General features: G+C 69.1%; 28 protein-coding genes. 17 read left to right on the top strand and 11 right to left on the bottom strand.

Annotated elements, in window-relative coordinates; all coding sequences use genetic code 11:
* The first annotated feature begins 186 nt into the window (after positions 1-186).
* Positions 187-495: a hypothetical protein gene (locus F7Q96_RS07140; RefSeq protein WP_053822295.1), complete on the top strand. Its 309-nt coding sequence runs from the start codon at positions 187-189 to the stop codon at positions 493-495.
* On the opposite strand, the gene F7Q96_RS07135 is transcribed toward F7Q96_RS07140, so the two are convergent.
* On the bottom strand, positions 492-1,568 hold the full coding sequence (locus tag F7Q96_RS07135) for an ornithine cyclodeaminase (RefSeq protein ID WP_053822296.1): 1,077 nt from the start codon (positions 1,566-1,568) through the stop codon (positions 492-494). The genes F7Q96_RS07140 and F7Q96_RS07135 overlap by 4 nt on opposite strands.
* Before the next feature lie 41 nt (positions 1,569-1,609).
* Positions 1,610-2,530 (bottom strand): dimethylarginine dimethylaminohydrolase family protein, encoded by a 921-nt coding sequence (locus tag F7Q96_RS07130; RefSeq protein ID WP_053822297.1) that lies wholly within the window; start codon positions 2,528-2,530, stop codon positions 1,610-1,612.
* A gap of 174 nt (positions 2,531-2,704) precedes the next feature.
* Here F7Q96_RS07130 and F7Q96_RS07125 point away from each other — a divergent pair, with 174 nt between their 5' ends.
* The 5 genes from F7Q96_RS07125 to F7Q96_RS07105 all read left to right on the top strand — a co-directional run bounded on the left by F7Q96_RS07125 (position 2,705) and on the right by F7Q96_RS07105 (position 7,253).
* Positions 2,705-3,127, top strand: a complete 423-nt coding sequence (locus F7Q96_RS07125) for an Lrp/AsnC family transcriptional regulator (protein ID WP_053822298.1) — start codon at positions 2,705-2,707, stop codon at positions 3,125-3,127.
* Positions 3,128-3,310: 183 nt separating this feature from the next.
* Entirely contained in the window at positions 3,311-3,970 is a 660-nt protein-coding gene (locus F7Q96_RS07120; RefSeq protein WP_053823167.1) for a paraquat-inducible protein A, read from the top strand.
* Complete coding sequence (locus F7Q96_RS07115) at positions 3,967-4,755, top strand: paraquat-inducible protein A (protein ID WP_151022300.1); 789 nt, start codon at positions 3,967-3,969, stop codon at positions 4,753-4,755. Before F7Q96_RS07120 ends, F7Q96_RS07115 begins: the two co-directional genes overlap by 4 nt.
* Before the next feature lie 96 nt (positions 4,756-4,851).
* Positions 4,852-6,498, top strand: coding sequence for a PqiB family protein (locus tag F7Q96_RS07110; RefSeq protein ID WP_053822299.1), 1,647 nt, complete (start codon positions 4,852-4,854; stop codon positions 6,496-6,498).
* Positions 6,495-7,253: a PqiC family protein gene (locus F7Q96_RS07105; protein WP_390885695.1), complete on the top strand. Its 759-nt coding sequence runs from the start codon at positions 6,495-6,497 to the stop codon at positions 7,251-7,253. The genes F7Q96_RS07110 and F7Q96_RS07105 overlap by 4 nt, the downstream gene beginning before the upstream one ends.
* A 13-nt stretch (positions 7,254-7,266) precedes the next feature.
* Here F7Q96_RS07105 and F7Q96_RS07100 read toward each other — a convergent pair whose 3' ends face one another.
* Positions 7,267-7,779 carry a nucleoside 2-deoxyribosyltransferase gene (locus F7Q96_RS07100; RefSeq protein WP_053822300.1) on the bottom strand — a complete coding sequence of 171 codons (513 nt, stop codon included), beginning with the start codon at positions 7,777-7,779 and terminating at the stop codon, positions 7,267-7,269.
* Between the two features lie 208 nt (positions 7,780-7,987).
* On the opposite strand from F7Q96_RS07100, the gene F7Q96_RS07095 reads away from it, so the two are divergent.
* The 5 genes from F7Q96_RS07095 (at position 7,988) to F7Q96_RS07075 (ending at position 11,974) form a co-directional block, all read left to right on the top strand.
* Positions 7,988-8,929: a 2-hydroxyacid dehydrogenase gene (locus tag F7Q96_RS07095; protein WP_053822301.1), complete on the top strand. Its 942-nt coding sequence runs from the start codon at positions 7,988-7,990 to the stop codon at positions 8,927-8,929.
* A 102-nt stretch (positions 8,930-9,031) separates the two neighbouring features.
* On the top strand, positions 9,032-9,532 hold the full coding sequence (locus F7Q96_RS07090; RefSeq protein WP_053822302.1) for a helix-turn-helix transcriptional regulator: 501 nt from the start codon (positions 9,032-9,034) through the stop codon (positions 9,530-9,532).
* Positions 9,533-9,718: 186 nt separating this feature from the next.
* Positions 9,719-10,531, top strand: a complete 813-nt coding sequence (gene modA / locus F7Q96_RS07085; RefSeq protein WP_170265945.1) for a molybdate ABC transporter substrate-binding protein — start codon at positions 9,719-9,721, stop codon at positions 10,529-10,531.
* Between the two features lie 22 nt (positions 10,532-10,553).
* Entirely contained in the window at positions 10,554-11,225 is a 672-nt protein-coding gene (gene modB, locus F7Q96_RS07080; RefSeq protein ID WP_053822303.1) for a molybdate ABC transporter permease subunit, read from the top strand.
* A gap of 71 nt (positions 11,226-11,296) precedes the next feature.
* Positions 11,297-11,974 (top strand): sulfate/molybdate ABC transporter ATP-binding protein, encoded by a 678-nt coding sequence (locus F7Q96_RS07075; protein ID WP_053822304.1) that lies wholly within the window; start codon positions 11,297-11,299, stop codon positions 11,972-11,974.
* A gap of 96 nt (positions 11,975-12,070) precedes the next feature.
* Here F7Q96_RS07075 and F7Q96_RS07070 read toward each other — a convergent pair whose 3' ends face one another.
* Positions 12,071-12,889: a TOBE domain-containing protein gene (locus F7Q96_RS07070; RefSeq protein ID WP_053822305.1), complete on the bottom strand. Its 819-nt coding sequence runs from the start codon at positions 12,887-12,889 to the stop codon at positions 12,071-12,073.
* Between the two features lie 181 nt (positions 12,890-13,070).
* Between F7Q96_RS07070 and F7Q96_RS07065 the strand changes: the two genes are divergently transcribed.
* The 5 genes from F7Q96_RS07065 (at position 13,071) to F7Q96_RS07045 (ending at position 16,605) form a co-directional block, all read left to right on the top strand.
* Entirely contained in the window at positions 13,071-14,207 is a 1,137-nt protein-coding gene (locus F7Q96_RS07065) for an HPP family protein (RefSeq protein WP_053822306.1), read from the top strand.
* 313 nt (positions 14,208-14,520) lie between these two features.
* Positions 14,521-15,216, top strand: coding sequence for a transglycosylase domain-containing protein (locus tag F7Q96_RS07060; protein WP_151022298.1), 696 nt, complete (start codon positions 14,521-14,523; stop codon positions 15,214-15,216).
* A 150-nt stretch (positions 15,217-15,366) separates the two neighbouring features.
* A complete protein-coding gene (locus F7Q96_RS07055; protein ID WP_053822307.1) occupies positions 15,367-15,834 on the top strand; it encodes an MgtC/SapB family protein in 468 nt (155 codons plus the stop codon).
* A gap of 143 nt (positions 15,835-15,977) precedes the next feature.
* A complete protein-coding gene (locus F7Q96_RS07050) occupies positions 15,978-16,259 on the top strand; it encodes a type II toxin-antitoxin system RelE/ParE family toxin (RefSeq protein ID WP_151022310.1) in 282 nt (93 codons plus the stop codon).
* Positions 16,252-16,605 carry a HigA family addiction module antitoxin gene (locus F7Q96_RS07045; protein WP_269465298.1) on the top strand — a complete coding sequence of 118 codons (354 nt, stop codon included), beginning with the start codon at positions 16,252-16,254 and terminating at the stop codon, positions 16,603-16,605. The genes F7Q96_RS07050 and F7Q96_RS07045 overlap by 8 nt, the downstream gene beginning before the upstream one ends.
* 55 nt (positions 16,606-16,660) lie before the next feature.
* Here F7Q96_RS07045 and F7Q96_RS07040 read toward each other — a convergent pair whose 3' ends face one another.
* The 5 genes from F7Q96_RS07040 to F7Q96_RS07020 form a co-directional block, all read right to left on the bottom strand.
* Positions 16,661-16,882 (bottom strand): formate dehydrogenase subunit delta, encoded by a 222-nt coding sequence (locus tag F7Q96_RS07040; RefSeq protein ID WP_053822308.1) that lies wholly within the window; start codon positions 16,880-16,882, stop codon positions 16,661-16,663.
* Between the two features lie 2 nt (positions 16,883-16,884).
* Positions 16,885-17,691 (bottom strand): formate dehydrogenase accessory sulfurtransferase FdhD, encoded by an 807-nt coding sequence (fdhD, locus tag F7Q96_RS07035; RefSeq protein WP_053823171.1) that lies wholly within the window; start codon positions 17,689-17,691, stop codon positions 16,885-16,887.
* A 103-nt stretch (positions 17,692-17,794) separates the two neighbouring features.
* A complete protein-coding gene (gene fdhF / locus F7Q96_RS07030) occupies positions 17,795-20,719 on the bottom strand; it encodes a formate dehydrogenase subunit alpha (protein WP_144425824.1) in 2,925 nt (974 codons plus the stop codon).
* Between the two features lie 17 nt (positions 20,720-20,736).
* The gene (locus tag F7Q96_RS07025) at positions 20,737-22,332 is read right to left on the bottom strand and encodes a formate dehydrogenase beta subunit (RefSeq protein ID WP_193392487.1); all 1,596 of its coding nucleotides are present in this window, start codon (positions 22,330-22,332) and stop codon (positions 20,737-20,739) included.
* Positions 22,329-22,919 (bottom strand): formate dehydrogenase subunit gamma, encoded by a 591-nt coding sequence (locus F7Q96_RS07020; protein WP_053822311.1) that lies wholly within the window; start codon positions 22,917-22,919, stop codon positions 22,329-22,331. Before F7Q96_RS07020 ends, F7Q96_RS07025 begins: the two co-directional genes overlap by 4 nt.
* A gap of 120 nt (positions 22,920-23,039) precedes the next feature.
* Here F7Q96_RS07020 and F7Q96_RS07015 point away from each other — a divergent pair, with 120 nt between their 5' ends.
* Complete coding sequence (locus F7Q96_RS07015) at positions 23,040-24,131, top strand: substrate-binding domain-containing protein (protein WP_151022296.1); 1,092 nt, start codon at positions 23,040-23,042, stop codon at positions 24,129-24,131.
* Between the two features lie 39 nt (positions 24,132-24,170).
* Here the strand turns inward: F7Q96_RS07015 and ppk2 are convergent, their stop codons facing one another.
* Positions 24,171-25,100, bottom strand: coding sequence for a polyphosphate kinase 2 (gene ppk2, locus F7Q96_RS07010; protein WP_053822312.1), 930 nt, complete (start codon positions 25,098-25,100; stop codon positions 24,171-24,173).
* 130 nt (positions 25,101-25,230) lie between these two features.
* Positions 25,231-26,223 carry a LysR substrate-binding domain-containing protein gene (locus F7Q96_RS07005; protein ID WP_226994757.1) on the bottom strand — a complete coding sequence of 331 codons (993 nt, stop codon included), beginning with the start codon at positions 26,221-26,223 and terminating at the stop codon, positions 25,231-25,233.
* Positions 26,224-26,276 lie beyond the last annotated feature (53 nt).

Here is a 26,276-nt window from a genome sequence, read left to right as displayed (position 1 = left end):
ACAGACGTCGCTCCCGGCGGCTCCCCATACTCCCGGCAAAAGCGCCGCCCATTACGGCGCGCCGGAACACGCGGGCGATGTCCGTCGACCTGGGTCCGGCACTTACTGCCAGGAAGCCCCGCCATGAAGCCCGATCCCAGATCCTGTGCCGGAGCGACAAATGCCCGGTCGCCGTTCGAGAGGACCGTGCTGACGCGCGGCAAGGCGACCCTGATCACCTATATGGGCGCCGGCGATTCCCATCCGACGCTGGTGCTGTGCCAGGTCGAGCGCCTGCGCGAAAGCGACCTCGAGCCGCTCGAGAAGCTGCAATCGTTCTGCACCGCACGCCACGTGCTGTTCGCCGTCGTCGCGCCCGACGAGGCCGCGCGCGCCATGGCCGAGACCTTGCAGCGCTGGGGCATCATGGTGTTCCTGAAGGCGCCCACCGACGAGGAAGTCGAGGCCTTCGTGCGGGTGCAGCGATTGATGCGCCATCCGGCGGTGTGGGTTTAGGCGGCCACTCTTCGGCCGCCTTCGATCTCATCCTGCCGCATCAGCCAGCCGTACAGATCGCGCGTATCGTCCGGCGTCGCCACCAGCTCGACGAAGCGCCCCGCATGGCGCGCGCAGGCGGCGGCATGCAGCCAGCGCAGCGTCGAATAGTCTTCCAGCGCGAAACCGACCGAATCGAACAGCGTGACGTCCTCGACCGCAGTGCGGCCCGGGACCTCGCCGCTCAATATGCGCCACAGTTCGATGACCGGGAAATCGGCCGGCATCTGCTGGATCTCGCCTTCGAGCCGAGACTGCGGCTCGTATTCCACCGCAACGCGCGCGCGCCGCAGCAGCGACGGGTCGAGCTCGGTCTTGCCGGGGCAGTCGCCGCCTACCGCGTTGATATGCACGCCCGGGGCGATCTGCTCGTCGCGAACGATCGTCGCGCGGGTCTTGTCGGCAGTCACGGTCGAGACAATGTGCGCGCCGGCCAGTGCCTCGTCGACCGACGCCATTGGAAGGATGCGCAGCGCGCCGGAATCGGTCAGGCCCGCCAGGTTGCGTTGCAGCTTGGCGGTCGCCGCCGGATCGACGTCGTAGGCGCGGATCTCGCGCACGCCGAGCATCGCGTGGAAGGCCAGCACCTGGAATTCGGCCTGCGCGCCGTTGCCGATCAGCGCCATCGTCGTGGTGCCGTGCGGTGCCATCGCCCTGGCTGCCACCGCCGAGGTTGCCGCGGTGCGCAGCGCGGTGGCCAGCGTCATGTCGGCCAGCAGCACCGGAAAACCGGTCGACACCTCGGCCAGCGCGCCGAACGCCATCACGGTCGGCATCGCATGCGCGGCGTTGCGTGGATGGCCGTTGACGTACTTGAAGGCGTACTGCTCGCCGTCAGTGACCGGCATCAGCTCGATCACGCCCACCGCGGAATGGCTGGCGAGACGAGCGGACTTCTCGAAGCGGTGCCAGCGCAGGAAGTCCTGCCGCACGTGTTCGGCCAGCTGCCGCAGTGCTGTCGGCACGCCGATGCTGCGCACCAGCGCCGCCACCGCGGTCGCGTCCAGGAAACGGGTCATCGCGGTCTCCTTCATCGTCGTCTCCTCTTCGTCTCGTCTGAAGCGGTGTTCGCGCGTCAGGCCGCCGCGACGGCGGGCTGCCCGCCGGCTGCTTCGTCGCCGGCCATGCCGCTCCCTTGCCGCATGCTGGTGCTGCGATCGAGCCGCAGCGTCATGCAGTAGGCGCCGCCGCCCGACAGCATGAACGGCGCGAGATCGACCTCGTGCACGCGATAGCCGCGCTTGCCAAGGGCGTCGCGCAGCCGCGGCGTGGTGCGCGCCATCACGATGCGGTCGTGCAGATTGACGGCGTTGACGCTGAAATGCCGCAGGTCGTCGGCGCTGGCCTCGATGCGCTGGCTGGGGGGCACGCGCGCGTGCAGCTCGCGCAGCGCGGCCTCGGTGAAGGCCGGCGGGTAGTACAGGATCTCGCCACCGGCCAGCGGGCAGAAGCAGACGTCCAGGTGGTAGCTCTGCGCGGTGGCCAGTTCCAGCGCAACGACTTCGCGGCCGAAATAGGCACCGACCGCATCGGCTGCGCAGCGTGCCGAACGCGGCCCGAAGCCGGCCCAGAAGTGGCCGCGCACCGCATCCCAGATGCAGTCGCCTGCGCCCTCCTGGTAGCAGCCGTTGGCGAGCGTCGCGACGTCGTCGAGCAGGCCGCGCTCGCGCAGTTCGGCGAAGATCCGGGCGAACGGCGCTTCCTCGCCCTGCCGCTGCGGGTAGCGGAAGCGCGCCAGCAGCGCGCGCCCGTCGAGCACCACCGCGGCATTGGCCGGAAACACCATGTCGGGCAGTCCGGGCTCGCCCGCCACGATCTCGAGCCCGAAGCCCGCCGCTTGCAGCGCGTCACGCAGCTCGGCGAACGCCCGCAGCGCGCCCCGGTGCATGCCATGGGGATCGGCGGCCCAGCGCAGCGGGTCCATCCACGGATTGATGCTGTACGACACGTCGTAGTGGGTCGGCTCGACAAGCAGGATGGTGGGTTCGGTGATCACGCCGCGCTCCTTCCATTTCGGGTTGTTGTCAGTTGCTGTCGAAATGGATTGTGGTGCACATGGACGCCAGCGGATAGCGCACAAACTGCGCAAAAAGCGCGGTGACCATGACAGAATGCCGGCACGGGCTGGCGTTATGCCAACTCCCTGTTCCCGCATCCTCAGCGAGCCGCCATGGACGACATCGACCGCCAGTTGCTGGCGCTGCTGCGCGACAATGCGCGCACCCCGACCACCGCGCTGGCCAAGGCGCTGCGGCTGTCGCGCGCCACCGTGCAGAACCGGATCGACAAGCTGCAGGAGGCCGGCGTGATCGTCGGCTATACCGTGCGGCTCAAGCCCGAAGCGGAGCCGCATCGCATTCGGGCACTGACGACGATTGCGGTGGAAGGCAACCGCATCGGCAAGGTGCTGCAGGCGCTGCGGGGCGAGCCGAACGTGCAGACGCTGCATACGACCAATGGGCGCTGGGACATCATCGCGGAGCTGCGCGCCGACACGCTGGAGGCGTTCGACCGGACGCTGGACCGCATCCGGCTGATCGAGGGGATCGCGGCGACGGAGACGAGCATCCTGCTGTCGACGTACAAGCTGTGAGGGCGTCCGGAAGCGGTCGGGATGGCGAATGCCGCTTGCCCTCTCCCCCGCCGCCCATCCCCCCACAAGCAGTGATTCAAAAGCCGCACCACCAAATTCCGATATATTGACGTGTTTCCCGCCCCCCGGGCGGGTCGTTGGAGATCTGTTCGAATGACGTCCGGCAATCCGGTTGAGAAGTCGATGGAGCGGGTCCCGCCGGGCCCGGCCGTCACCGACCGCGCGGAGCTGGACCGGCTGGTGGCCTGCGAGTATTGCGACGCGGTCTACCGCCGCCTGGTGCTCGGCCCTGGCGAGCGCGCCCAGTGCCTGCGCTGCGGCGGCGAGCTGTACCACGAGAGCCGGCGCGCCTACCGGCGGCTGCTGCCGCTGGTGCTGACCGCGCTGATCCTGTTCGTCGTGTCCAACGCCTATCCGATCGTCGAGATGGACCTGCAAGGCGTGCGCACCCAGACCACGCTGTGGGGCGCGGTGCAGGCGCTGCATGCCGACAACATGACGCTGGTGGCGCTGCTGGTGTTCGCGACCACCATCGTGTTCCCGCTGACAGAAATGCTGATGATGGCCTATCTGCTGGTCCCGCTGATGCGCGGCAACGTGCCACCCGGCTTCGAACGGATCATGCGCGGCATCCGCCAGACCCGCCCCTGGGGCATGCTCGAGGTCTTCATGATGGGCGTGCTGGTCACGCTGGTGAAGCTGTCGACGATGGCGCAGGTGCTGCCCGGCATCGCGCTGTGGTCGTTCGGCGCGCTGGTGATCGTGCTGGCGACGATGCTGACCTACGATCCGCGCGACCTGTGGCGCCATGCCGAACGGCGCCAGGAGGCCGGCCAGCGATGAGCCCCGCCGATCCCAAACCCTCGGCGCGCCAGCGCGCGCTGCGCCGCTCGCGCGAGGTGGTCGCCGGCGTGGTGCAGGAGCTGGCCGACGACGACGAACGCACGCCGCTGCCGGAGGTGCCCACCGCGACGTCGATGGGCCTGCTGTCCTGCCACGCCTGCGACGCGCTCAGTCCGCTGGACCAGGAAGGGCAGCCGTGCCGCCGCTGCGGCGCGACGCTGCATCATCGCAAGCCGGCCAGCCTGTCGCGCACCTGGGCCTTTCTGCTGGCGGCCTACATTCTGTACATTCCGGCCAACGTGCTGCCGATCATGATCACCCGCTCGATCCTCGGCACGCAGGAGGACACGATCCTGTCGGGGATCATCTATCTGTGGCTGTCGGGCTCGCGCATGCTCGCCATCGTGGTGCTGATCGCCAGCATCGTGGTGCCGCTGCTGAAGATGATGATCCTGACCTTCCTGCTGCTGTCGGTGCATCTGCGCTCGACCTGGCGGCTGCGGCAGCAGACCAGGCTCTATGGGCTGGTCGAGCTGATCGGCCGCTGGTCGATGCTCGATATCTTCGTGGTGGCGCTGCTGGCCTCGCTGGTGCGCGCCGGCGCGCTGGCGCAGGTCGACCCGGGCACCGGCGCGGCGGCGTTCGGCATGGTGGTGGTGCTGACGATGCTGGCCTCGCTGTCGTTCGACCCGCGGCTGCTGTGGGATGCGCACGATCACGCTGACGATCACGCGCGCCTGAACGCGCCCGCCGGCGCTGCCCCCGCCCCGGCACGGGCCGACTGAGCGCCGGCGCAGACGCGGAGACCGGGGCAGCCGCCCGAACCGATTCCCGAAACCGAATACCGATACCGAACACCGACGTACGCTGGACTTTTATCGATGCCCGATCCGGACAACCTCTCCTCCCCTCCTCCGCCGCAGCCGCCGCAGCCTCCGGAGCCGGCGCGCCGGCGCCGCGCGCGCTGGCTGCCGTCGGTGGTCTGGCTGATTCCCATCGTCGCCGCCGTGGTCGGGCTGTCGCTGCTGTTCCATACGCTGTCGCAGCGCGGCCCCGAGATCCAGGTGACCTTCCGCACCGCCGAAGGGCTGGCGCCGGGCAAGACGCCGGTGCGCTACAAGGACGTCGATATCGGCCTGGTCAAGCAGGTGCGGCTGGCGCCGGACCGCTCGCATGTGGTCGCGACCATCGACCTGTCCAAGGACGCGGAGAACTTCGCCGTCAAGGACACGCGCTTCTGGGTGGTGCGCCCGCGGCTGGCCGTCAGCGGCGTGTCGGGACTGGAGACGCTGCTGTCCGGCTCCTATGTCGGCGTCGATGCCGGCAAGTCCGAGGAAACCCAGAGAGAGTTCGTCGGCCTGGAAACGCCGCCGGTCGTCACCACCGACTCGTCCGGCAAGCAGTTCGTGCTGCGGGCCGCCGACCTCGGCTCGCTCGACATCGGCTCGCCGGTGTACTACCGGCGCGTGCAGGTCGGACAGGTGGTCGCCTATCAGCTCGAACCGGCCGGTCGCGACATCACGCTGCGGGTCTTCATCAACAAGCCCTACGACGAACTGGTCACCGCGGACACGCGCTTCTGGCACGCCAGCGGCGTCGACCTGAAGCTCGATGCGGGCGGCTTCAAGCTCAATACGCAGTCGCTGGTGACGATGCTGCTGGGCGGGGTCGCCTTCCAGGCGCCGCCCAACTCGCACGTCACCGAGGCCGCCAAGGAGAACACGCAGTTCCTGCTGGCCGGCGACCAGGCCGACGCGATGAAGGAGCCGGAGGAGCTGGCGCCGACGCTGGCGGTGCTGAACTTCGAGCAATCGGTGCGGGGCCTCGCCCCGGGCGCGCCGGTGGACTTCCGCGGCGTGGTGGTCGGGCAGGTACGGTCGATCGGCATCGACTACGTGCGCGAGACCAAGTCGTTCCGGCTGCCGGTCGTGGTCGAGCTCTATCCGTCGCGGATGGGCTTCCGCGAGCGCGACCTGGCCGACCGCGAACGTGCGCGCCAGCTGATGCTGGGGCTGATCGAGCGCGGCCTGCGCGCGCAGCTGCGCACCGGCAACCTGCTGACCGGCCAGCTGTATGTGGCGCTCGACTTCTTCCCCAACGCCAAGCCGGTCAAGCCGCCGGCCGATACGGCACTGGCCGAGCTGCCGACCATGCCGGGCGCGCTTGACGAACTGCAGGCCAAGCTGGGCAGCATCGTCGGCAAGATCGAGAAGGTGCCGTTCGACCAGATCGGTCAGGATCTGCGCAAGACCGTGGCGCAGCTGAACACCACGCTGGCCGGCGCCGACAAGCTGGTCGCGCAGCTGCAGGGCGACGTCGCGCCGGAAGTGCTGGCGGCCCTGCAGGACGCACGCCGCACGATCCAGTCGGCCAACGGCACGCTGTCGTCCGACGCGCCGCTGCAGCAGGACACGCGCCGCATGCTGCAGGAACTGACGCGCACCGCGATCTCGCTGCGCACGCTGACCGACTATCTCGAACGCCATCCCGAAGCGCTGCTGCGCGGCAAGACGGAGACTCAACGATGAAGGGCCCGCTAATCCTGTCCCGCCGGCTGCGCGCCGCGATGTTCGCCACGGCCTGCGCCGGCACGCTGGTGCTCGGCGGCTGCGCGTCGTCGTCGGAGCCGCGCTATTACACCCTGGCGCACGGCGGCGACGCCGCTGCGGCCGGCGCTGCATTGCCCGCCACCACGGTACTCAGCGGCACCACCTCGCCCACGGGCACGGGCACGGGCACAGGCACCAGCGCCGGCACGGGCAACGGCACAGGTGTGGGGACAGGCACCGCCAGCCAGCCACTGTGGATCGAGGTGGCGCCGGCGCGCGTGCCCGAACGGCTCAATCGCCAGCAGATCGTGATCGGCGGACCGGATGGCCGCGTGACGCCGCTCGACATGGCGCGCTGGTCGGCGCCGCTGCCCGACGAATGGCGCGATGCGCTGTCGCAGCGCCTGCAGATCGTGCTGGGCGCGGTCGACGTCTATCAGCAGGGATTGAGCGGCGTGCAGCCGCTGTACCGGATCACCACCGAGGTGGTGCGGCTCGATGCGCAGCCGGGCGCGCGCGTTGGCGCGACAGTCAACTGGACCGTGCGCCGCCTGCCCGATGGCCGCACGCTGGCCGGCCGCACGCAGGCGGAACTGCCCGCCACCGGCAGCGGCGACGATGTTGCCGGCGTGGTCGCGGCGATGCGGCAGGTGGTGGCCGATACCGCCACGCAGATCGCCGCCGGCGTGGAATCGTTGCGGACGGAGCCGGCGACGGTCGGCCGCCGGCCTTAAGACTTCCGCGCCTTCAGTCCTGGGCGCCGGCGCCCGCCGCCGCCATTGCCGCCAGGCACTGCGCGGGCCCGCCCTGCACCAGCTGCACCGAGCAGGCCAGCATCAGGTTCTTGCCGAGCCCGAAATCCTCGACATGAAAGCCGCGCGCGTCGAGCGGCCTGCCTTCGGCGTCATGACCTGCCGTGGCGCGCTCGACGATGGTGCCCGGATCGCCGGTATAGGCCCACACGGGCTTGCCCAGCGCCACCGCAAAGCCCACCTCGAAGGCCGTGCCGGAATCCGGCTCTCCCGGCCCGCGAAAGTCGTCCAGGTTGGCCATCACCAGATCGGCGCGGCGGATCAGCGCGGCATTGGCCTGGTAGATCCAGCGCGCCGCCGCCTCGCCGGCGAGGCCGGCCGGCAGCTGATGGTCCAGCGGAAACAGGCCGGTAAAGCCGTGCTGCGCGCACAGTGCCTTCAGCGTCTGGCCATGGGCCAACGCATCGGGGCGAAACACATCGGGGCCGGCGAGGTAGACGGTGGGCATGGTGTTCGGATTCCAGATTGGCGAGGTCGAAAAACGTCGTCGTTCCCGCGAACGCGGGGACCCAGTGGCTCTTGAAGACGCTGGATTGCCGCCTTCGCCGGAACGACATCGTGGCCGTACCCAGCGACCGCCGGCACGGACAAGACGCCGTCCGGCAGGATACACTTTGCTGTCTTTTTCCCGCCTTGCCCTTAACAAGAAGCTGACTATGCCTGCCATCGACCTGATCCAGATCGGCCCGCTCGCGCCGCACCTGAACGCCACGCTGCAGCAACAACACGGCGCGGCCGCGCTGTGGGAGCAGGACGACTGGCCCGCCTGGCTGCGCGAGCACGGCGCGCAGGCACGCGTGGTCGTGACCTCGGCTCGGCACGGCTGCAGCGCCGCGGTCATCGACGCACTGCCGCAACTGGCGGCGATCGTCAGCTTCGGCGTCGGCTACGACAGCATCGCGCTGGACGCGGCCCGCGCGCGCGGCATCCAGGTCAGCAACACGCCGGACGTGCTCAACGATTGCGTGGCGGACCTCGCCTTCGGCCTGATGATCGATGCCGCCCGCGGCATCTCGCACGGCGACCGTTTCGTGCGCGCCGGCCGCTGGCACCAGGGCCCGTTCCCGCTGACCAGCCGTGTGTCCGGCAAGCGCCTGGGCATCCTGGGCCTGGGCCGCATCGGCGAGAAGGTCGCGCGGCGCGCGCAGGGTTTCGACATGGAAGTCGCCTACAACAACCGGCGTCCGCGCGAGGGCGCACCTTGGCGCCATGAGCCCGACCTGCTGGCACTGGCCGCGTGGGCGGACTTCCTGGTCGTGACCTGCGTCGGCGGCCCGGAAACCGAAGGGCTGGTGTCGCGCCAGGTCATCGAGGCGCTCGGGCCGAAGGGCGTGCTGGTCAATGTCGCGCGCGGCAGCGTGATCGACGAGGACGCGATGGTCGAAGCGCTGCGCGATGGCCGCCTCGGCGCCGCCGGGCTCGACGTGTTCCGTGACGAGCCGCGCGTGCCGCCCGCGCTGACCGAACTGGACAACGTCGTGCTGGCCCCGCATATGGCCAGCGGCACGGTCGAGACGCGCGGCGCGATGCAGGCGCTGATGCTCGACAATCTGCGCGCCTTCCTCGATACCGGCAAAGTGCTGACGCCGATCCTGTAAGCGTCCCCGACGGGCCTGCCCTGTCACAAGCCGCGGCGCGGCGTTCCTTGCGAACGCCGCGCCGCGCGATTTCCGCTACCACGCCTTGCCCTCGCGCCAGCCATGCCACGGCATTTTCTCTACCTGTTCGTCTTTATCGCGCTGTACGCCTGCTTCGACCTGGTGTTCGACTACAACGAGGCCGAAGGCCTGCAGCACGTCATCGTGGATTCCATCGGCACCTCGATCACGCTGGCCGGCGTGTTCGTGCTGGCGCGCGAGCGGCTGCGCACCGACCAGGAGATCCGCCAGCTGCGCGCCTCGCTGGGCGAGGCCGAGCGGACGCTGGCGCAACGCGACGCGGCCGCCCATCAGGCCGGCCTGCAGATGCGGCATGCGATCAGCAGCCAGTTCGACCGCTGGAACCTGACCGTCAGCGAGCGCGAGGTCGCCTACCTGCTGATCAAGGGGCTGTCCCTCGAAGAGATCGCCGGCGTGCGCGACAGCAAGCCGAAGACCGTACGCCAGCACGCGACCAACATCTACGCCAAGGCCGGCCTGCGCGGCCGGCACGAACTGGCGGCCTACTTCCTCGAAGATCTGCTGGTGCCCGAGGTGCCCTGAGGGTATCGCCGGTATCGGCTGCCCTGCGCCAGGGTCCATTGACGCGTCGTTATATACCGCCGTATATTGCGCTCGATGTGACTCGGGTGTCCCCCTGCGGCGCCCCTTCGTCGCGGCGCGCGCCTTCCATGGGCGGCGCGCTGTCCTTACCGAATCCTGAATCCCGGCATCCCGGAACCAGCTGCCATGCCTGCTCGCCGTTCTCCCGCCCTTGCCATCGCCCCGCGGCGCGCGCGCTCGCGCCTGCCCGGCACCTTCGCCGCGGCGGCACTGGCCATGCTGGCGATGCTGCCGCTCCGGCCGGCGGCGGCCGCCGAACTGGTGGTCTCGGCAGCGGCGAGCCTGACCAATGCCTTCCGCGCCGTCGCCGCCGCCTATGAGCAGGCGCATCCCGGAACGAAGCTCGTACTCAATTTCGGCGCCTCGGATGTGCTGATGCAGCAGATCGTGCAGGGTGCGCCGGCCGACGTGTTTGCCTCGGCGGACCAGCAGGCGATGGACAAGGCGCAGGCCGAACACATGATCGTGCCGGGCTCGCGCCGCGACTTCGCCGCCAATGCGCTGGTGCTGATCGAGCCGGCCGACAGCGCGCTGAAGCTCGCCTCGCCGCGCGACCTGCTGCGCGACGACGTGCGGCGCGTGGCCTTCGGCAACCCGGCCTCGGTGCCGGTTGGCCGCTATACGCGCGATGCGCTGGAGGATGCGCGGCTGTGGCAGGCCGTCTCGGCCAAGGGCGTGCCCGCGCAGAACGTGCGGCAGGCGCTCGACTATGTGGCGCGCGGCGAAGTCGATGCAGGCTTCGTCTTCGCCACCGATGCGGCCGTGATGCCATCGAGGGTCCGCGTCGTCGCGCAGGTGCCGACGCGTACCGCGGTCACCTATCCGATCGCCGTGACCGCCCGCTCGCGCCAGAAGGACGAGGCTGCCCGCTTCGTCGACTTCGTGTTGTCCGCCGAAGGCCAGGCGCTGCTCGCGCGCCACGGCTTCCGGACGCGCTGAACGCGGCATCGCCTGTCCGTCGATGGAATCGGTCTGGGTCCCGCTGGCACTGTCGCTGAAGGTCGCGGGCTGGGCCACCGCGATCAATGCGGTACTTGGCGTTGCCGCCGCGGTGGCGCTGTCGCGCTGGCGCTCGCCGCTGCGCGATCTGGTCGACGCCGTGCTGACGCTGCCGCTGGTGCTGCCGCCGACCGTGCTCGGCTATTACCTGCTGGTGCTGGTCGGACGCCGCGGCGTGTTCGGCGAATGGCTGTCGTCGCTGGGCATCGAGCTGGTCTTCACCTGGCAGGGCGCGGTGCTGGCCGCGACCATCGTCGCCTTTCCGCTGGTGCTCAAGTCCGCGCGCGCGGCGATCGAGGGCGTCGACCCGCAGCTCGAGCATGCCGCACGCGTGCTCGGCGTCAGCGAGATCGGCATCGTCTTTCGCGTGACGCTGCCGCTGGCGGTGCGCGGCATCGCCGCCGGCGTACTGCTTGCCTTCGCTCGCGCACTCGGCGAGTTCGGCGCGACGCTGATGGTCGCAGGCAATCTGCCCGGCCGCACACAGACGCTGTCGGTGGCAATCTACGAGGCGGTGCAGGCCGGCGATGACAATACCGCCAACCTGCTGGTGCTGGTGACCTCGCTGACCTGCGTGGTGCTGCTGGTCATCGCCGGCCGCCTGGTGCCGGGCACGCGGCAGCCGGTGCGCTGAATCGCCGAATGGACGACGCCATGCCTGTCCCGCTGCCTGCGCCCCCGGCTGTGAATCCTTCTGCGAACCCCATGACGCTGCAGGTCCAGGTCAGCAAGCGGCTCGATACCGCCGACCGGCATTTCGCGCTCGATATCGGCTTCTCGTCCGCCAGCCGCCGCATCGCGCTGTTCGGTCCCTCGGGCGCCGGCAAGACGCTGACGCTGCGCGCGATCGCCGGTTTGCTGCGGCCCGAGCGCGGACGCATCGTGCTCGGCGAGCGCACGCTGTTCGACGCAGCGACGGGGATCGACGTGCCGCCGCAGCAACGGCGCGTCGCCTATCTGTTCCAGGACTACGCGCTGTTCCCGCATCTGACCGTCGCGCAGAACGTGGCCTTCGGGCTCGCGCGCGGCTGGCGCAATCCGCCGCGCGGCAAGAGCCACGACGATGCCGAACGCTGGCTCGACGCCTTCGGCCTGCAGGAGATTCGCGGCCACTATCCGGCGGAGATTTCCGGGGGCCAGAAGCAGCGCGTGGCGCTGGCCCGGGCGCTGGCGACCCGGCCCGATATCGTGCTGCTCGACGAACCGTTCTCGGCCCTCGATCCGGCGCTGCGTGCCCGCATGCGGGCCGAACTGCGCGCGCTGCAGACGAGCCTGGAAGTGCCGATGCTGGTGATCTCGCACGATCCCGACGATGTCGCGGCCTTGGCCGACCATGTGATGGAGATCCGCGATGGGCGGATTTATGGGGCGGCGGGACGATAGCCCGCCTGTCCAAATCGGCGTGCCCCGCGCTTGACCACGCCCCGCGGTGTTCCCCCCTCCCCCTTCACGGGGGCGAGCGGAGCAAAGCCGTTGGCCTCAGTCCATCGTCCCCAGGATCACGCTCGACGCCTTGAAGATCGCCAGCGCCGGCGCGCCCTCGGTCAGGCCAAGCTCGTCGAGCCCGGCATGGGTGACGATGGCCGCGATCGTCGCGCCGCCATCGAGCGCCAGCACGACCTCTGCATTGACTGCCCCGGGCACGATGCGCGCCACCGTGCCTGGCAGCTGATTGCGCGCGGACAGCCGCAGGCCGGGCGACGGCACGCCGATCATCACCGATGAGGCCTTGACCAGCGCGAACGCCTCGCTGCCCGGCGCCAGGCCCAGCGTCTCGACGCTCTCGTGCGTGACCGTGGCAACCACCTGTTGCCCGCCGGCCAGCGCCAGCGTGACCTCGTCGTTGACCGCGCCGGTCCGCACCCGGGTCACGGTGCCGAACAGCCGGTTGCGTGCACTGGTCTTGATCATCAGTCGCCGGATCAGATGGATATCGTGTTGCAGCGCGTCGGCCGCCGTCGCGTCGAGCTGCTCGCTGACGCGCGACAGCTGCGCGACGAAGGCGCGGTGCTCGGCCTCGAGCGCGCGATAGGTGCGCACCAGCCCTTCGCCGCGCGGCGTCAGCATCGTGCCGCCGCCGCCCTTGCCGCCGGCGGCGCGCACCACCAGCGGCTCGCCGGCGCTGTTGTTCATCGCATCGACCGCGTCCCACGCCGCCTTGTAACTGAGCCCGACCGCCTTGGCGGCCGCGGTGATCGAGCCATGTTCGGCGATCGCGGCGAGCAGCGCGATGCGGTCCTTGCCGCCGAGGTCCTGGCTGCCGGCGCGAAACCAGATCGCGCCCTGAAGTTCGAGCATGAGGCATGGCGCCGCCACGGGGCGGCGTATCGGTGTCGGAACGGCGCTATGTTACCGCGCCGCCCCCCGGCCCGGGCCCTGGCGCGGGGCGCCGCCGGCAAGGTATGTCATCACGTGATACATTGACGGCTTTTTTGCGCGGCGCTTTTTTTGCTGCGTCGCGGCACGCGCCGGCGTCTTCATGTCCTCCCGAACCTCTCCTCTCCTTGCCCTGGCCGGCGAAGTCCGGTTGCGCTGGCGCGGCTGGCTGGCCGCCTTTGTCCCGATGCCGGTGGCGGCAAGCAGCCGCGAACGGATCAAGAGCTGCCTCGGCGCGCTGTTCGCGCTGGCCTGCACCGAGTGGATCAGCCGGCATATGCTGGGCGGGCACAACCCCTGGTTCATCGCGCCGATGGGCGCCTCGGCGGTGCTGCTGTTCGCCGTGCCGTCGAGCCCGTTGGCGCAGCCGTGGTCGGTGATCGGCGGGAACCTGCTGGCGGCGCTGGTGGGCGTGACCTGCGCGCGCTGGATTCCGGACCCGGGGCTGGCCGCGGCCGTCGCGGTGGCGGTGGCGATCGGGCTGATGTTCCATCTGCACTGCGTGCATCCGCCGGCCGGCGCGGTCGCGATCACGGCGGTGTTCGGCGGCCCGGCGGTCGCCAAGCTCGGCTATGCCTTCGTGCTGTTCCCGGTCGCGCTCAATTCGATGCTGATGCTGCTGATCGCGCTGTCGTTCAACAACCTGACCGGCCGCCGCTATCCGCATCGGCCACCGCCCCCGGTGCCTGGACATGGCACCAGCGATCCGCCCCCGGGCCAGCGCGTCGGCTTCACGCGCGCGGACCTCGACGACGTGCTGGCGGCGCGCGGCGAATTCCTCGACGTCGACCGCGACGACCTCGAAGAGATCCTGGTCGCGGCCGAGCTGCGCGCGTTCGGACGCCGCTTCGGCGACATCCGCTGCGGCGACATCATGTCGCGCGATGTGGTGGCGGTCCACGCCGACCAGCGCCTCAGCGAGGCCTGGACGCTGCTGACGCGCCACCGGCTGCAGGCGCTGCCGGTGGTGTCGCCGCGGCAGCGCCGGCTGGTCGGCCTGGTCGCGCTGCCGGACCTGTTCGCCGGCGACCCCGCCAAGGGTCAACGCCGTCCCGATGGCCTGGTGCGCGACGCGATGCTGACCGAGCTGCCGACCGCGCGCCCCGACCAGCCCATCGTCGAGCTGGCCGGCGCGATGTCCGACGGCGGCTGGCACCTGATGCCGGTGGTCGACGAGCAACGGCGACTGCTCGGGCTGATCACGCAGTCGGATCTGCTGGCGGCGCTGTTGAAGCGGTGACGGGTCGATCGGGGGCCGTGTGCCCTCTCCCCGGCCCTCTCCCGCAGGCGGGAGAGGAGAACACCACGGGCAAGCTCCACACGTCGTCGCTCCAATCCGCGACGACACGCTCCGCTCTCCTGCAAGCGGGAGAGGGAGAACACCACCGGCAAGCGGGCGCCACAGCGATCGCGAACGCGCTTGCGGCATCCCGCTCCCCTCTCCCGCTCGCGGGAGAGCGGCTGGGGGAGAGGGCAAACGGCGTGCCCCTCACCGATACGGCCCAATCCCGCCATCACGGCTCTGCCACCCAACACTGGCAAAATAGCGGCCCATGAATCGTCTCTGGTCGCACCTCCTCGGCTTGTTCGTCCTCGTGCTGGCAACCTGCGCGCTGCTGGCCACGCTTGCAGTGGTGGTCGCCAGCCGGCAACTGCCCCCGCTCGACGCCATCGCGGCGTTCCGCCACTCGGCCGGCTACGTGCCGCTGGACAAGATGCCGCCCGCGCTGACGCAAGCGGTGGTCGCGATCGAAGACGAACGCTTCTATCTGCATGACGGCATCGACTACGTCGGCGTGATCCGTGCGGGCCTGGCCAATCTGTCCGACGACCTGTCGCAGGGCGCGTCGACCATCACGATGCAGGTCGCGCGCAATTTCTTCCTGTCGCGCGAAAAGACCTATACCCGCAAGCTGTACGAGGCGCTGCTGGCCTACCGCATCGAGGGCGCGTTCAGCAAGGACGAGATCCTCGAGCTGTACATGAACAAGGTCTATCTCGGCGAAGGGGCGTACGGCTTCGCGCAGGCCGCGCGCACCTATTTCGGCAAGCCCCTCGCAGACCTGACGCTGGCCGAGTCGGCGATGCTGGCCGGCCTGCCGAAGGCGCCGTCGGCCAACAACCCGGTCGTCAATCCTCGCCGCGCACGCCAGCGGCAAGCCTATATCCTGCTGCGGATGCTGGAACTGGGCCGCATCGACCGGCACCAGTACGACGCCGCGCTGCTCGAGCCGCTGCGGCTGCGTTAGCCCCCCATCGACAGGCCCCGTTCGGCCGGGCCATGTCAGTGCCGAACCGACTGCCCCGCCCCGCGTCTCCATGCTAGCCTGCTGGCAGCCGGGTTCCGCCTGCGCCGAACCCGCACCACGCCACGACGGCGGACTCTCGGGGAGGCAACGATGGATGGCATCTGGTCAGATATGCTGAGCGCGCTGCGGACGGAGTTCGCCGACATTCCCGACATCGAGGAAGCGACCCGGGTCGTGGTCCGGCTCGGCATGGCGATGCTGCTCGGCGCAATGATCGGCTACGAACGTGAAGCCGCCGGCAAGGCCGCCGGCTTGCGCACCCATATGCTGGTCGCGCTGGGCTCCGCGATGTTCGTGCTGGTGCCGCTGCAGGCCGGCGTGCCGCTGGCCGACATGAGCCGCGTGCTGCAGGGCATCGCCTCGGGTATCGGCTTCCTCGGCGCCGGCGCCATCATCAAGCTCAATAGCGAAGAGAGCATCAAGGGCCTGACCACCGCCGCCAGCATCTGGATGGTGTCCGCCATCGGCGTCGCCGCCGGCATGGGCCGCGAAGCGACTGCGCTGCTCGCGACGATTTTTACGCTGGTGATTTTGGAGATTCTGCAGCGGGTGAAGTAGGACTCTTCATCGTCGGTGTCCTCGAATCTCACTACTATGGTGGGCTAGTCTGAGATCCTATAGAGTCGCCGGATTCGGAAGGACCGGCGATACGGATCTAGATACGCTGCGCGCTCGACATGACGTCGATTGTGAGCGCGCCAATGATCCAATCATTCCGATGCATGGACACGCGAGCCCTCTTTGGAGGCAAGCGCGTTGCACGTTTTACCAACATCCACGCAGTTGCGGAACGCAAACTGCAGATGTTGGAGTCCGCCACCACACTGGCCTCGTTAATGGCTCCGCCAGGCAATCGGCTGGAAATCCTCTCGGGCAATCGACGGGGCCAGTACAGCATCAGGGTGAACGCCCAATGGCGGATTTGTTTCCTCTGGACCTCCGAAGGTCCACAGTGCGTAGAAATTGTGGACTACCATGATTGAGTTCAACAACAACGTTGGCGAGGAGTTCGCTATGGCGCGTTTTCACAACGGCATGCGCCCGGTTCATCCGGGCGAGATCCTGCGCGAGGAGTATCTGGTGCCGCTCGATCTATCGATCGCGGAACTGGCGAAGGAATTGCATATCGACACCGCGCAGATCGACGCGATCGTCCGGGGCGATGCCGGCGTGGCCAGCGAGATCGCTCTGCGTTTGGCGCGCTATTTTGGTGGTGACGCCGAAACCTGGTTGAACCTTCAGCAGGCCTACGATCTCAAGACCGCCGAACAGCAGGTCGGCGACGCCATTCGTTCCGAAGTCGCGCCGCGCAAGGCCAAGGCGGCGTAGCGGCCTCGCGCTTGATGGGCTGACCGCATCCCGGTGCACTGCGCGGGGCAACGCCTTACAGCCGCTCCCGATGCCGCTCCAGCGCCGCGCGCACGATTGGCGCGACCGCCTCCGCCTGGCCGTTGTCGACGCCCTCGAGCAAGGCTCGGCGCATCGGTGGTGCCCAGAAGCGGCGCAGGTGGGTGGCAATGTCGGCCAGCGCCTCGTCACGGTCGGGCATCGCGGCGAAGAAGGTTCCGATCTGGTTGGCCATCTTGACCAGGTTGTCGAGGTTCATGATCAGCAGCGTGGCGGCAGCAGCCGCGCGGAATGGGTGTAGACGACATGGCGGCCGGGGCGCACGAACCCGGCCAGCGTGACGCCGGCCTGTTCGGCCAGCCGGACCGCCATCGCGGTGGGTCCCGAGACGGCGGCCAGTATCCCGATGCCGGCGCTGGCGGCCTTGAGCACCATCTCGTAGCTGGCGCGGCTGGTGACCAGCGCCGCGCCGTCGGCGACCGGCTCGCCGCTGCGCGCCAGCGCGCCGATCAGCTTGTCGAGCGCGTTGTGGCGGCCGACGTCCTCCCGCACGAAGGCCACGGTGCCATCGGCGCGCAGCCAGCCGGCCGCGTGAGTCGCGCCGGTATGGCGCAGCAGCGCCTGGCGCTGCTGCAGCTCGGCAAAACCGGCATGCAGGCTCGCGCCATCGAAGCGCGCGGTGCTCGCGACCGGCGCCGGCATGCGCGCCACCTGCGACAGCGATTCGACGCCGCACAGCCCGCAGCCGGTGCGGCCCGTCATCGCGCGACGCCGCGTCTTCATCCGCGCGAAGGCATCGCCGGCAATGCGCAACTGCACCGCGATCCCCTGCCCGCCGACCTGCGTGTCGATCTCGAACACGTCGCGCGCGTTCGCGACGATGCCTTCGGTCAGGCTGAAGCCGACCGCGAAATCCTCGAGATCGGCCGGCGTGGCCAGCATCACCGCGTGCGAGATGCCGTTGTATTCGAGCGCGACAGGAACTTCTTCGGCGACATCGTCGAAGGCGAGCGCCATGTCGCCGCCCCCGCCTTCGCAGCGCGCGACCTCGACCGTGGCGTACGGCATCGGCGGATCGCCGTCGCGCTCGTATGGACAGGCCTCGTTTGGACCGGCATCGTACCGATCGGCGCGGTACGGACCGGACTCATTGCGCGCGACCACGCCGCGCTCACAGACCAGCATGGCCGGCCTCCGCCTTCTCGTCCTCCGCCACCGCATTCGCCGCCCGCAACAGCCGCAACTGCTCGTCATGGAAATCCCGATAGCGCCACTGCCATTCGGACGGCTGCGCGACCGGCAGCACCTGCACCGCGGTGACCTTGTACTCGGGGCAGTTGGTGGCCCAGTCCGAGTTGTCGGTGGTGATCACGTTGGCGCCGGACTCGGGGAAGTGGAACGTCGTGTAGACCACGCCCGGCTGCATGCGCTCGCTGACCAGCGCGCGCAGCACCGTCTCGCCGGCGCGGCTGACGATGCCGACCCAGTCGCCGTCGGCGATGCCGCGCTCCTGCGCATCGTGCGGATGGATCTCGAGCCGGTCCTCGTCGTGCCAGCGCACGTTGTCGGTGCGCCGCGTCTGCGCGCCGACGTTGTACTGCGACAGGATGCGGCCGGTGGTCAGGATCAGCGGGAAGCGCCGGTTGACCTTTTCCTCGGTCGGCACGAACTGCGTGATGATGAACTTGCCCTTGCCGCGCACGAAGGTGTCGACGTGCATGATCGGCGTGCCGGCCGGCGCCTGCGCATTGCACGGCCACTGGATGCTGCCGAGCTCGTCGAGCTTCGCGTAGCTGACGCCGGCGAACGTCGGCGTCAGCCGCGCGATCTCGTCCATGATCTCGGACGGATGACGATAGTCCATCGAATAGCCGAGCGCGTTCGACAGCAGCATCGTGACCTCCCAGTCGGCATAGCCGGCCCTGGGCGGCATCACCTTGCGCACGCGCGAGATACGGCGCTCCGCGTTGGTGAAGGTGCCGTCCTTTTCGAGGAAGGACGAGCCGGGCAGGAACACGTGCGCGTATTTGGCGGTCTCGTTCAGGAAGATGTCCTGCACCACGATGCATTCCATCGACGACAGCGCCTCGGCCACGTGCTGCGTGTTCGGATCGGACTGGACGATGTCCTCGCCCTGGCAGTACAGGCCCTTGAAGCTGCCGCCCAGCGCGGCCTCGAACATATTGGGAATGCGCAGGCCCGGCTCCGGGCTGATCTCGACGTTCCACGCCTGCTCGAACAGGCCGCGCGTGGTCGAGTCGGACACATGCCGGTAGCCCGGCAGCTCGTGCGGGAACGATCCGATATCGCAGGACCCCTGCACATTGTTCTGCCCGCGCAGCGGATTGACGCCGACGCCCTCGCGGCCGATATTGCCGGTCGCCATCGCCAGGTTGGCGATCGCCATCACCGCGGTCGAACCTTGAGCGTGCTCGGTGACGCCCAGCCCGTAGTAGATCGCGGCATTGCCGCCGGTCGCGTACAGGCGCGCGGCGCCGCGCAGCTGCTCGGCCGGCACGCCGGTGACCTCGGCCATCGCCTCGGGCGAGTTCTCGGGCCGCGCGACGAATTCGCGCCACAGGCCGAACGCCCTCGATTCGCAGCGCTCGGCGATGAAGTCCTCGGCCAGCAGCCCCTCGGTGACGATCACATGCGCCATCGCGGTCAGCACCGCGACATTGCTGCCGGGGCGCAGCTGCAGATGGTAGTCGGCACGCACGTGCGGCGACCTGACCAGATCGATGCGGCGCGGATCGATCACGATCAGGCGGGCGCCGGCGCGCAGCCGCTTCTTCAGCCGCGAGCCGAATACCGGATGGCCGTCGGTCGGATTGGCGCCGATCACCAGGATCACGTCGGAGCGCTCGACCGAACGGAAGGTCTGCGTGCCGGCCGACTCGCCGAGGGTCTGCTTCAGGCCATAGCCCGTCGGCGAGTGGCAGACGCGCGCGCAGGTGTCGACGTTGTTGTTGCCGAAGGCCGCGCGCACCAGCTTCTGCACCAGATAGCCTTCCTCGTTGGTACAGCGCGACGACACGATGCCGCCGACCGCGTCGCGGCCATGCTTTTGCTGGATGCGGCGGAACTGCGCGGCGGCGTAGCCGATCGCCTCCTCCCATGACACCTCGCGCCACGGGTCCTGGATGCTGGCGCGGATCATCGGCTTCAGGATGCGGTCCTGGTGCGTGGCGTAGCCCCAGGCAAAGCGGCCCTTGACGCAGGCATGGCCCTCGTTGGCCTGGCCGTCCTTGTACGGCACCATGCGCACCACCTCGTTGCCCTTCATCTCCGCCTTGAAGGCGCAGCCGACGCCGCAGTAGGCACAGGTGGTCACCACGCTGTGCTCGGGCTGGCCCATGCGGATCAGCGAGGTCTCGGTCAGCGTCGCGGTCGGACAGGCCTGCACGCAGGCGCCGCACGACACGCAGTCCGACTCCATGAAGGACTCGCCCTGCCCCGCCGTCACGCGCGAATCGAAGCCGCGCCCGCTGATCGTCAGCGCGAAGGTGCCCTGCGTTTCCTCGCAGGCGCGCACGCAGCGGTTGCAGACGATGCATTTCGACGGGTCGTACTCGAAGTACGGGTTCGACTGGTCCTTGACCGCATCGAGATGGCTGGCGCCATCGTCGCCATAGCGGACCTCGCGCAGCCCGACCGCGCCGGCCATGTCCTGCAGTTCGCAGTTGCCATTGGTCGGGCACGTCAGGCAATCGAGCGGATGGTCCGAGATATACAGTTCCATCACGCCGCGACGGATCTCGGCGAGCTTGCCGGTCTGCGTGCGCACCTTCATGCCGGGCTCGGCGGGCGTGGTGCATGACGCGGGATAGCCGCGCCGCCCTTCGATCTCGACCAGGCACAGCCGGCACGAGCCGAACGGCTCGAGGCTGTCGGTGGCGCACAGCTTGGGCACATGGACGCCGGCCTCGACCGCGGCGCGCATCACCGAGGTGCCGGCGGGCACGGTGACGGCGACGCCGTCGATTTCCAGCGTGACGGTTTGTTCGGCCTCGCGCCGCGGCGTGCCGTAATCGATATCGTGGTGGGGATGCAAGGTCGAACTCCGCGGGGTCGGGTTAGCGGGCGAGGATGGCATGCAAGCTCGGGCGGGGCTCATGCGGCCCGCGCCGGCAACGGCGGCAGGCCGAAGTCCTCGGGAAAGCCGTCGAGCGCCGACAGCACCGGATACGGCGTCATGCCGCCCATCGCGCAAAGCGAGCCGTGCAGCATCGTGTCGCACAGATCGCGCACCAGCCGCACCTGCTGCGTGCGCTGCGCGGGGTCGGGCTGGGCCATCAGCCTGTCGATGACCTCGACGCCGCGGGTCGAGCCGATCCGGCACGGCGTGCATTTGCCGCAGGACTCGACCGCGCAGAATTCCATCGCATAGCGCGCCTGCCGCGCCATGTCGACGGTGTCGTCGAACGCGACGATGCCGCCGTGGCCGACCACGCCGCCGAACGCGGCATAGGCCTCGTAGTCGAGCGGTACGTCCCAGCGCGCTTCGTTCAGATAGGCGCCAAGCGGACCGCCGACCTGTACCGCGCGCAATGGCCGGCCGCTGCGCGCGCCGCCGCCGTAGTCGTACAGCAGCTCGCGCAGCGTGACGCCGAACGCCTTCTCGACCAGGCCGCCGCGCGCGATATTGCCGGCCAGCTGGAACGGCAGCGTGCCGCGCGAGCGGCCCATGCCGAAGTCGCGATAGTGCTGCGCTCCCTCGGCAAGAATTACCGGCACGGTCGCCAGCGAGATCACGTTGTTGATGATCGTGGGACGGCCGAACAGCCCCTGGATCGCCGGCAGCGGCGGCTTGGCGCGCACCATGCCGCGGCGCCCCTCGAGGCTTTCCAGCAGCGCGGTTTCCTCGCCGCAGACATAGGCGCCCGCGCCCTTGCGCACCTCCAGCGCAAAGCGGCGGCCGCTGCCGCGGATATCGCCGCCGAGCCAGCCAGCCGACGTGGCGATGGCGATCGCACGTTCGAGCACCGCAATCGCATGCGGATATTCCGAGCGCACGTAGACGTAGCCTTGTTCCGCCCCGACCGCAAGGCCGGCAATCGTCATGCCCTCGATCAGCATGAAGGGATCGCCCTCCATCACCATGCGGTCGGAGAACGTGCCGGAGTCGCCTTCGTCGGCATTGCAGACCACGTATTTGACGGCGCTGTCCGCCTTCAGCACCGTGTTCCACTTGATGCCGGTCGGAAAGGCCGCGCCGCCGCGGCCGCGCAGGCCCGACTCGGTGACTTCGCGCACGATGTCGGCGCCGCCCATCGCCAGCGCACGCGTCAGGCCGCGATAGCCGCCGTGCGCCAGATAGTCGTCGAGCGACAGCGGATCGGTGATGCCCATGCGGACGAAGGTCAGCCGCTCCTGCTCGCGCAGGAACGGAATCGATTCGGTCATGCCGTGACACAGCGGATGGTTGCCGCCGCGCAGCAGGCCGGCATCGAACAGCGCGGGCACGTCGGCGGCGGTGACCGGCCCGTAGGCGATGCGCCCGGCCGGCGTCTGCACCTCGACCAGCGGTTCGAGCCAGAACATGCCGCGCGAGCCATTGCGCACGAGACGGACCGGCTCGCCGCGCGCCCCGGCTTCCGCAGCGATCGCCCGCGCCACCGCTTCGGCGCCCATGGCGAGCGCAGTCGAGTCGCGCGGAACGAACACCGTCACCGGCGCGACGGTCATCGGCATCGATGTCGTGTTCATCGGCTCACCTCGTCGTCGGACATGCAGGCGGCCCGGTCTTGCCGCGCATCGTCGTAGCCGGCATCGCCCTGCCGCAGCGCGGTCAGCAAGGCATCGAGCCGCGCCGGTGTCACGCCGCCATGCAGTTCGGTGCCGGCCATCAGCGCCGGCCCCACCGCGCACTGGCCCAGGCAATAGACCGGCTCGAGCGTGATGGCGCCGTCCGCGCTGGTCTGGTGCCAGCCGCAGCCGAGCTCGCGCTGCGCATGGTCGGCCAGCGCATCCGCGCCGACCGCCTGGCAGGCCTCGGCGCGGCACAGCTGCAGCACGTGCCGCCCGGCGGGCCGGTCGCGGAAATGGTGGTAGAAGCTGATCACGCCATGGACTTCGGCGCGCGACAGGTTCAGCGCGCCGGCGATCGCGGGCACCGCATCGGCAGGGACGAAGCCGAGAGCGTCCTGGACGTCGTGCAGGATCGGCAGCAAGGCGCCGGGCTGGTGCTGGCGCGCGCGCAGGATCGCCGCGATGCGATCGGCGGCCTCGGCATCCGGCGCCTTCGTAGCCGCGCTTTCGGATGCCGCGCCTTCCAAATAGGCTATTTTTTGCATATTGTCGGGACTCCACCCCGGCCGCCTCGCGCGCCCAACGGCGCCCAATCCCCGGGTTTTTTTGCCATGCCGGGACTATAGGCAGCGCGCACGCGAGCGGCAATATGCTATTTTTCGCCTATGTTGAGAATCGCCATCCAGCCGCACCTGCAGGTACGCGACGACAGCAACGGGGCCCCGCCGCTCGATGTCTCGCGGCTGGTCACCCTGCTCGCCCAGATCGAACGCACCGGCAGCATCCGCCAATCGTGCGAGGCGATCGGGCTGTCATATCGCTATGCCTGGGGCCTGCTCGAGGATGCGCAGTCGCTGTTCGGCGGCCCGTTGATCGACAAGCGCCGCGGCCGCGGCAGCGTGCTGACGCCGCTGTCGCAGCAGCTGGTCTGGGCCAGCAAGCGTATCGGCGCACGGCTGTCGCCGACGCTGGAGAGCCTCGCATCGGAACTGGAGATCGAACTGAAGAAGGTGCTCGACGCCTCGGTCAGCGCGCTGCGGCTGCATGCCAGCCACGGCTTCGCGGTCGCCGCGCTGCGCGACTTTCTCGACGAGCACAAGGTCCGCCATGACCTGAAGTACTGCGGCAGCCTGGAAGCGGTGGCCGCGCTGGCCGCCGGCGACTGCGATATCGCGGGCTTTCATGTGCCGATCGGCGAGTTCGAGGCCGAGACGTTCGAGCGCTTCGCGCACTGGCTGCATCCCGAGCGGCATTGCCTGATCCATCTGGCGGTGCGCACGCAGGGGCTGTTCGTCGCGCGCGGCAATCCGAAGGCGATCACGCGGCTGGATGACCTGCTGCGGCCCGACGTGCGCTTTGTCAACCGCCAGGTCGGTTCGGGCACCCGCCTGCTGCTCGACCTGATCCTGCGCGCGCGCGGCATCGACCCCGCGCGGATCGAAGGCTACAGCAATGGCGAATTCACCCATGCCGCGGTGGCCGCGTATATCGGCAGCGGCATGGCCGATGTCGGCTTCGGCGTCGAAACGGCCGCGCGTCGCTTCGGACTCGAGTTCGTGCCGGTGCTCAAGGAACGCTATTTCTTCGCGATCGAACGCGAACGGCTGCAGAGCCCGATGCTGGCCGATGCGGTGGCCGCGCTGACCAGCGGCGGCTTTCGCGAGCGCGTCGATGCGCTGCCGGGCTACGACGCGACGCTGACCGGCACCGTGCTGACGCTGCCGCAGGCCTTTCCCGGGCTGCAGCGTCCGCGCTAGCGATCGAGCCGGCGGTCAAGCCGGCGCCCGACCCAGCGCTCAACCCAGCGAACCGTAGACCTGCGGCACCCACATCTCATCGGGCACCGGCTGGCGTGCGTAGTCGTGGCTGCGCTGGCGTTCGGGCAGCACGATTTCCGGCTGCTCGATCTCGCGATAGGGAATCAGCGTCAGCAGATGGTGGATGCAGTTCAGCCGCGCAACCTTCTTGTCGTCGGCATGCACGACCCACCAGCGCGCCTCGGGGATATGCGTGCGCGCCAGCATGATTTCCTTGGCCTTGGTATAGGCCTCCCAGCGGCGGCGCGATTCGAGGTCCATCGGGCTGAGCTTCCATTGCTTCAGCGGATCGTGGATCCGCGACAGGAAGCGCAGCTCCTGTTCCTCGTCCGAGATCGAGAACCAGTACTTGATCAGCCGGATGCCGGAGCGCACCAGCATCTTCTCGAACTCTGGCACGGAGCGGAAGAACTCCTCGTACTGCTCGTCGGTGCAGAAGCCCATTACCCGCTCGACGCCGGCGCGGTTGTACCAGCTGCGATCGAACAGCACGATCTCGCCGGCCGCCGGCAGATGTGAGACATAGCGCTGGAAATACCACTGCGTGCGTTCGCGGTCGTTCGGCGCGGGCAGCGCGGCCACGCGGCAGACGCGCGGATTGAGCCGCTGCGTGATGCGCTTGATCACGCCGCCCTTGCCGGCGGCATCGCGCCCTTCGAACACGATGACGATCTTCTGGCCGGTGGCGACCACCCAGCTCTGCAGCTTGACCAGCTCGCCCTGCAGACGGAACAGTTCCTTGAAATAGTGCCGGCGCGCTTCGCGGTCGACCGCGCCGCCGGGCAGCGAGTCGGAATCGAGCAGCGCCTGCGCGTCGCCATCCTCGAGCGCGAGCTCGAATTCCTCATCGTAGTGGTCCGCCACCTCGCGGTGGATGCGGCGTACCAGTTCTTCTTCGCTCGGGGTCATCTCACGCTCCTTCACGCTCCATCGTGCTGCACGACGCTACGCCAGCAGCCCGGCCCGCGCCCGTGGCCGGGCGGTTCGCCAGCGTAGCGGTCCGGTATGTCAAAGCCGTGAAAGCGCTAGCCGGACGCTGTCACGGCGCTCCACAAGCGTAGACCAGAAAATCCCGCAGCAGCTGCGCGGGCTCGCTCAGCGGCTCGTCGCGCCGCCAGATCAGCCCGACCTCCATGTCCGGCACGGCGTCGGCCAGCGGCCGGGCCTCGATCTCCTTGCCTTCCAGCGACCACGGACGGAACACCATGTCCGACAGCACCGTGACACCGAAGCCGTGGGCCACCAGCCCGCGCAGCGCCTCCATCGACGTGGTGCGGAATGCGATGTCCGGCGCCAGCCGCTTGCTCTTCCAGTAGCGCAGCGTCGAGGTCTCGCCTTCGTCGACGGTCAGCAGGATGTACGGGTGCGCCGCCACCTCCTTCAGCGTCGGCGCGCCGCCCTGCATCAGCGGATGGCCCGGCGCGGCCCACAGCTGCCGGCGCGAGCGGATCAGCGTGCGGTGCGCGAAGCGCTGCGCTCGCGTGACGTTCGACAGCAGCACCACGCCCAGCTCGATCTCGCCGGACAGCACCGCCTCCTCGATCTCGACGCGATCGAGGTCGCGCAGGTCGAACACGATGTCCGGATAGTGCGAACGAAAGCGCGCCAGCAAGGCCGGCAGCAGATAGCCCAGCACCGTGTACGAGGCGGCGAACGACACCGTGCCCTGCTGCCCCGGCCCCTGCAGCGACGGTTCGCGCAGCATGTCCTCGACCGAATCGAGAATGCCCGCCACGCGCTGCAGCAGCCGGTGCCCTTCGGCCGTCAGCGCGACGCCGTGCGGCAGGCGGTCGAACAGCCGCACGGCCAGGCGCTGCTCCAGCGCCAGCACCGCATTGGTGATGGCCGACTGCGATACGTGCTCGCGCGTGGCCGCCATCGAGAACTGGCCGGTCTCGGCGGCCGCCTGGAAATAACGCAGCTGCCGCAGCGTGATGTCGCGGGCGAGCGGCGCCGGACGCGTCTTGGCGTCGCGGGACGCACCGCCGGTCACGGCGGTCGGAAGCGAGGGAGAGGGCGGTCTGGCGGCCATGCGATTTCCAAATATCAGCGCTCTGAATTTGTGATTTTACGATAGCGAAGCGC

Source organism: Cupriavidus gilardii, assembly GCF_008801915.1.
Lineage (GTDB): Bacteria > Pseudomonadota > Gammaproteobacteria > Burkholderiales > Burkholderiaceae > Cupriavidus > Cupriavidus gilardii.
Note: the sequence above shows the minus strand (reverse complement) of the source record. Positions and strands in the feature narration are given on the sequence as shown.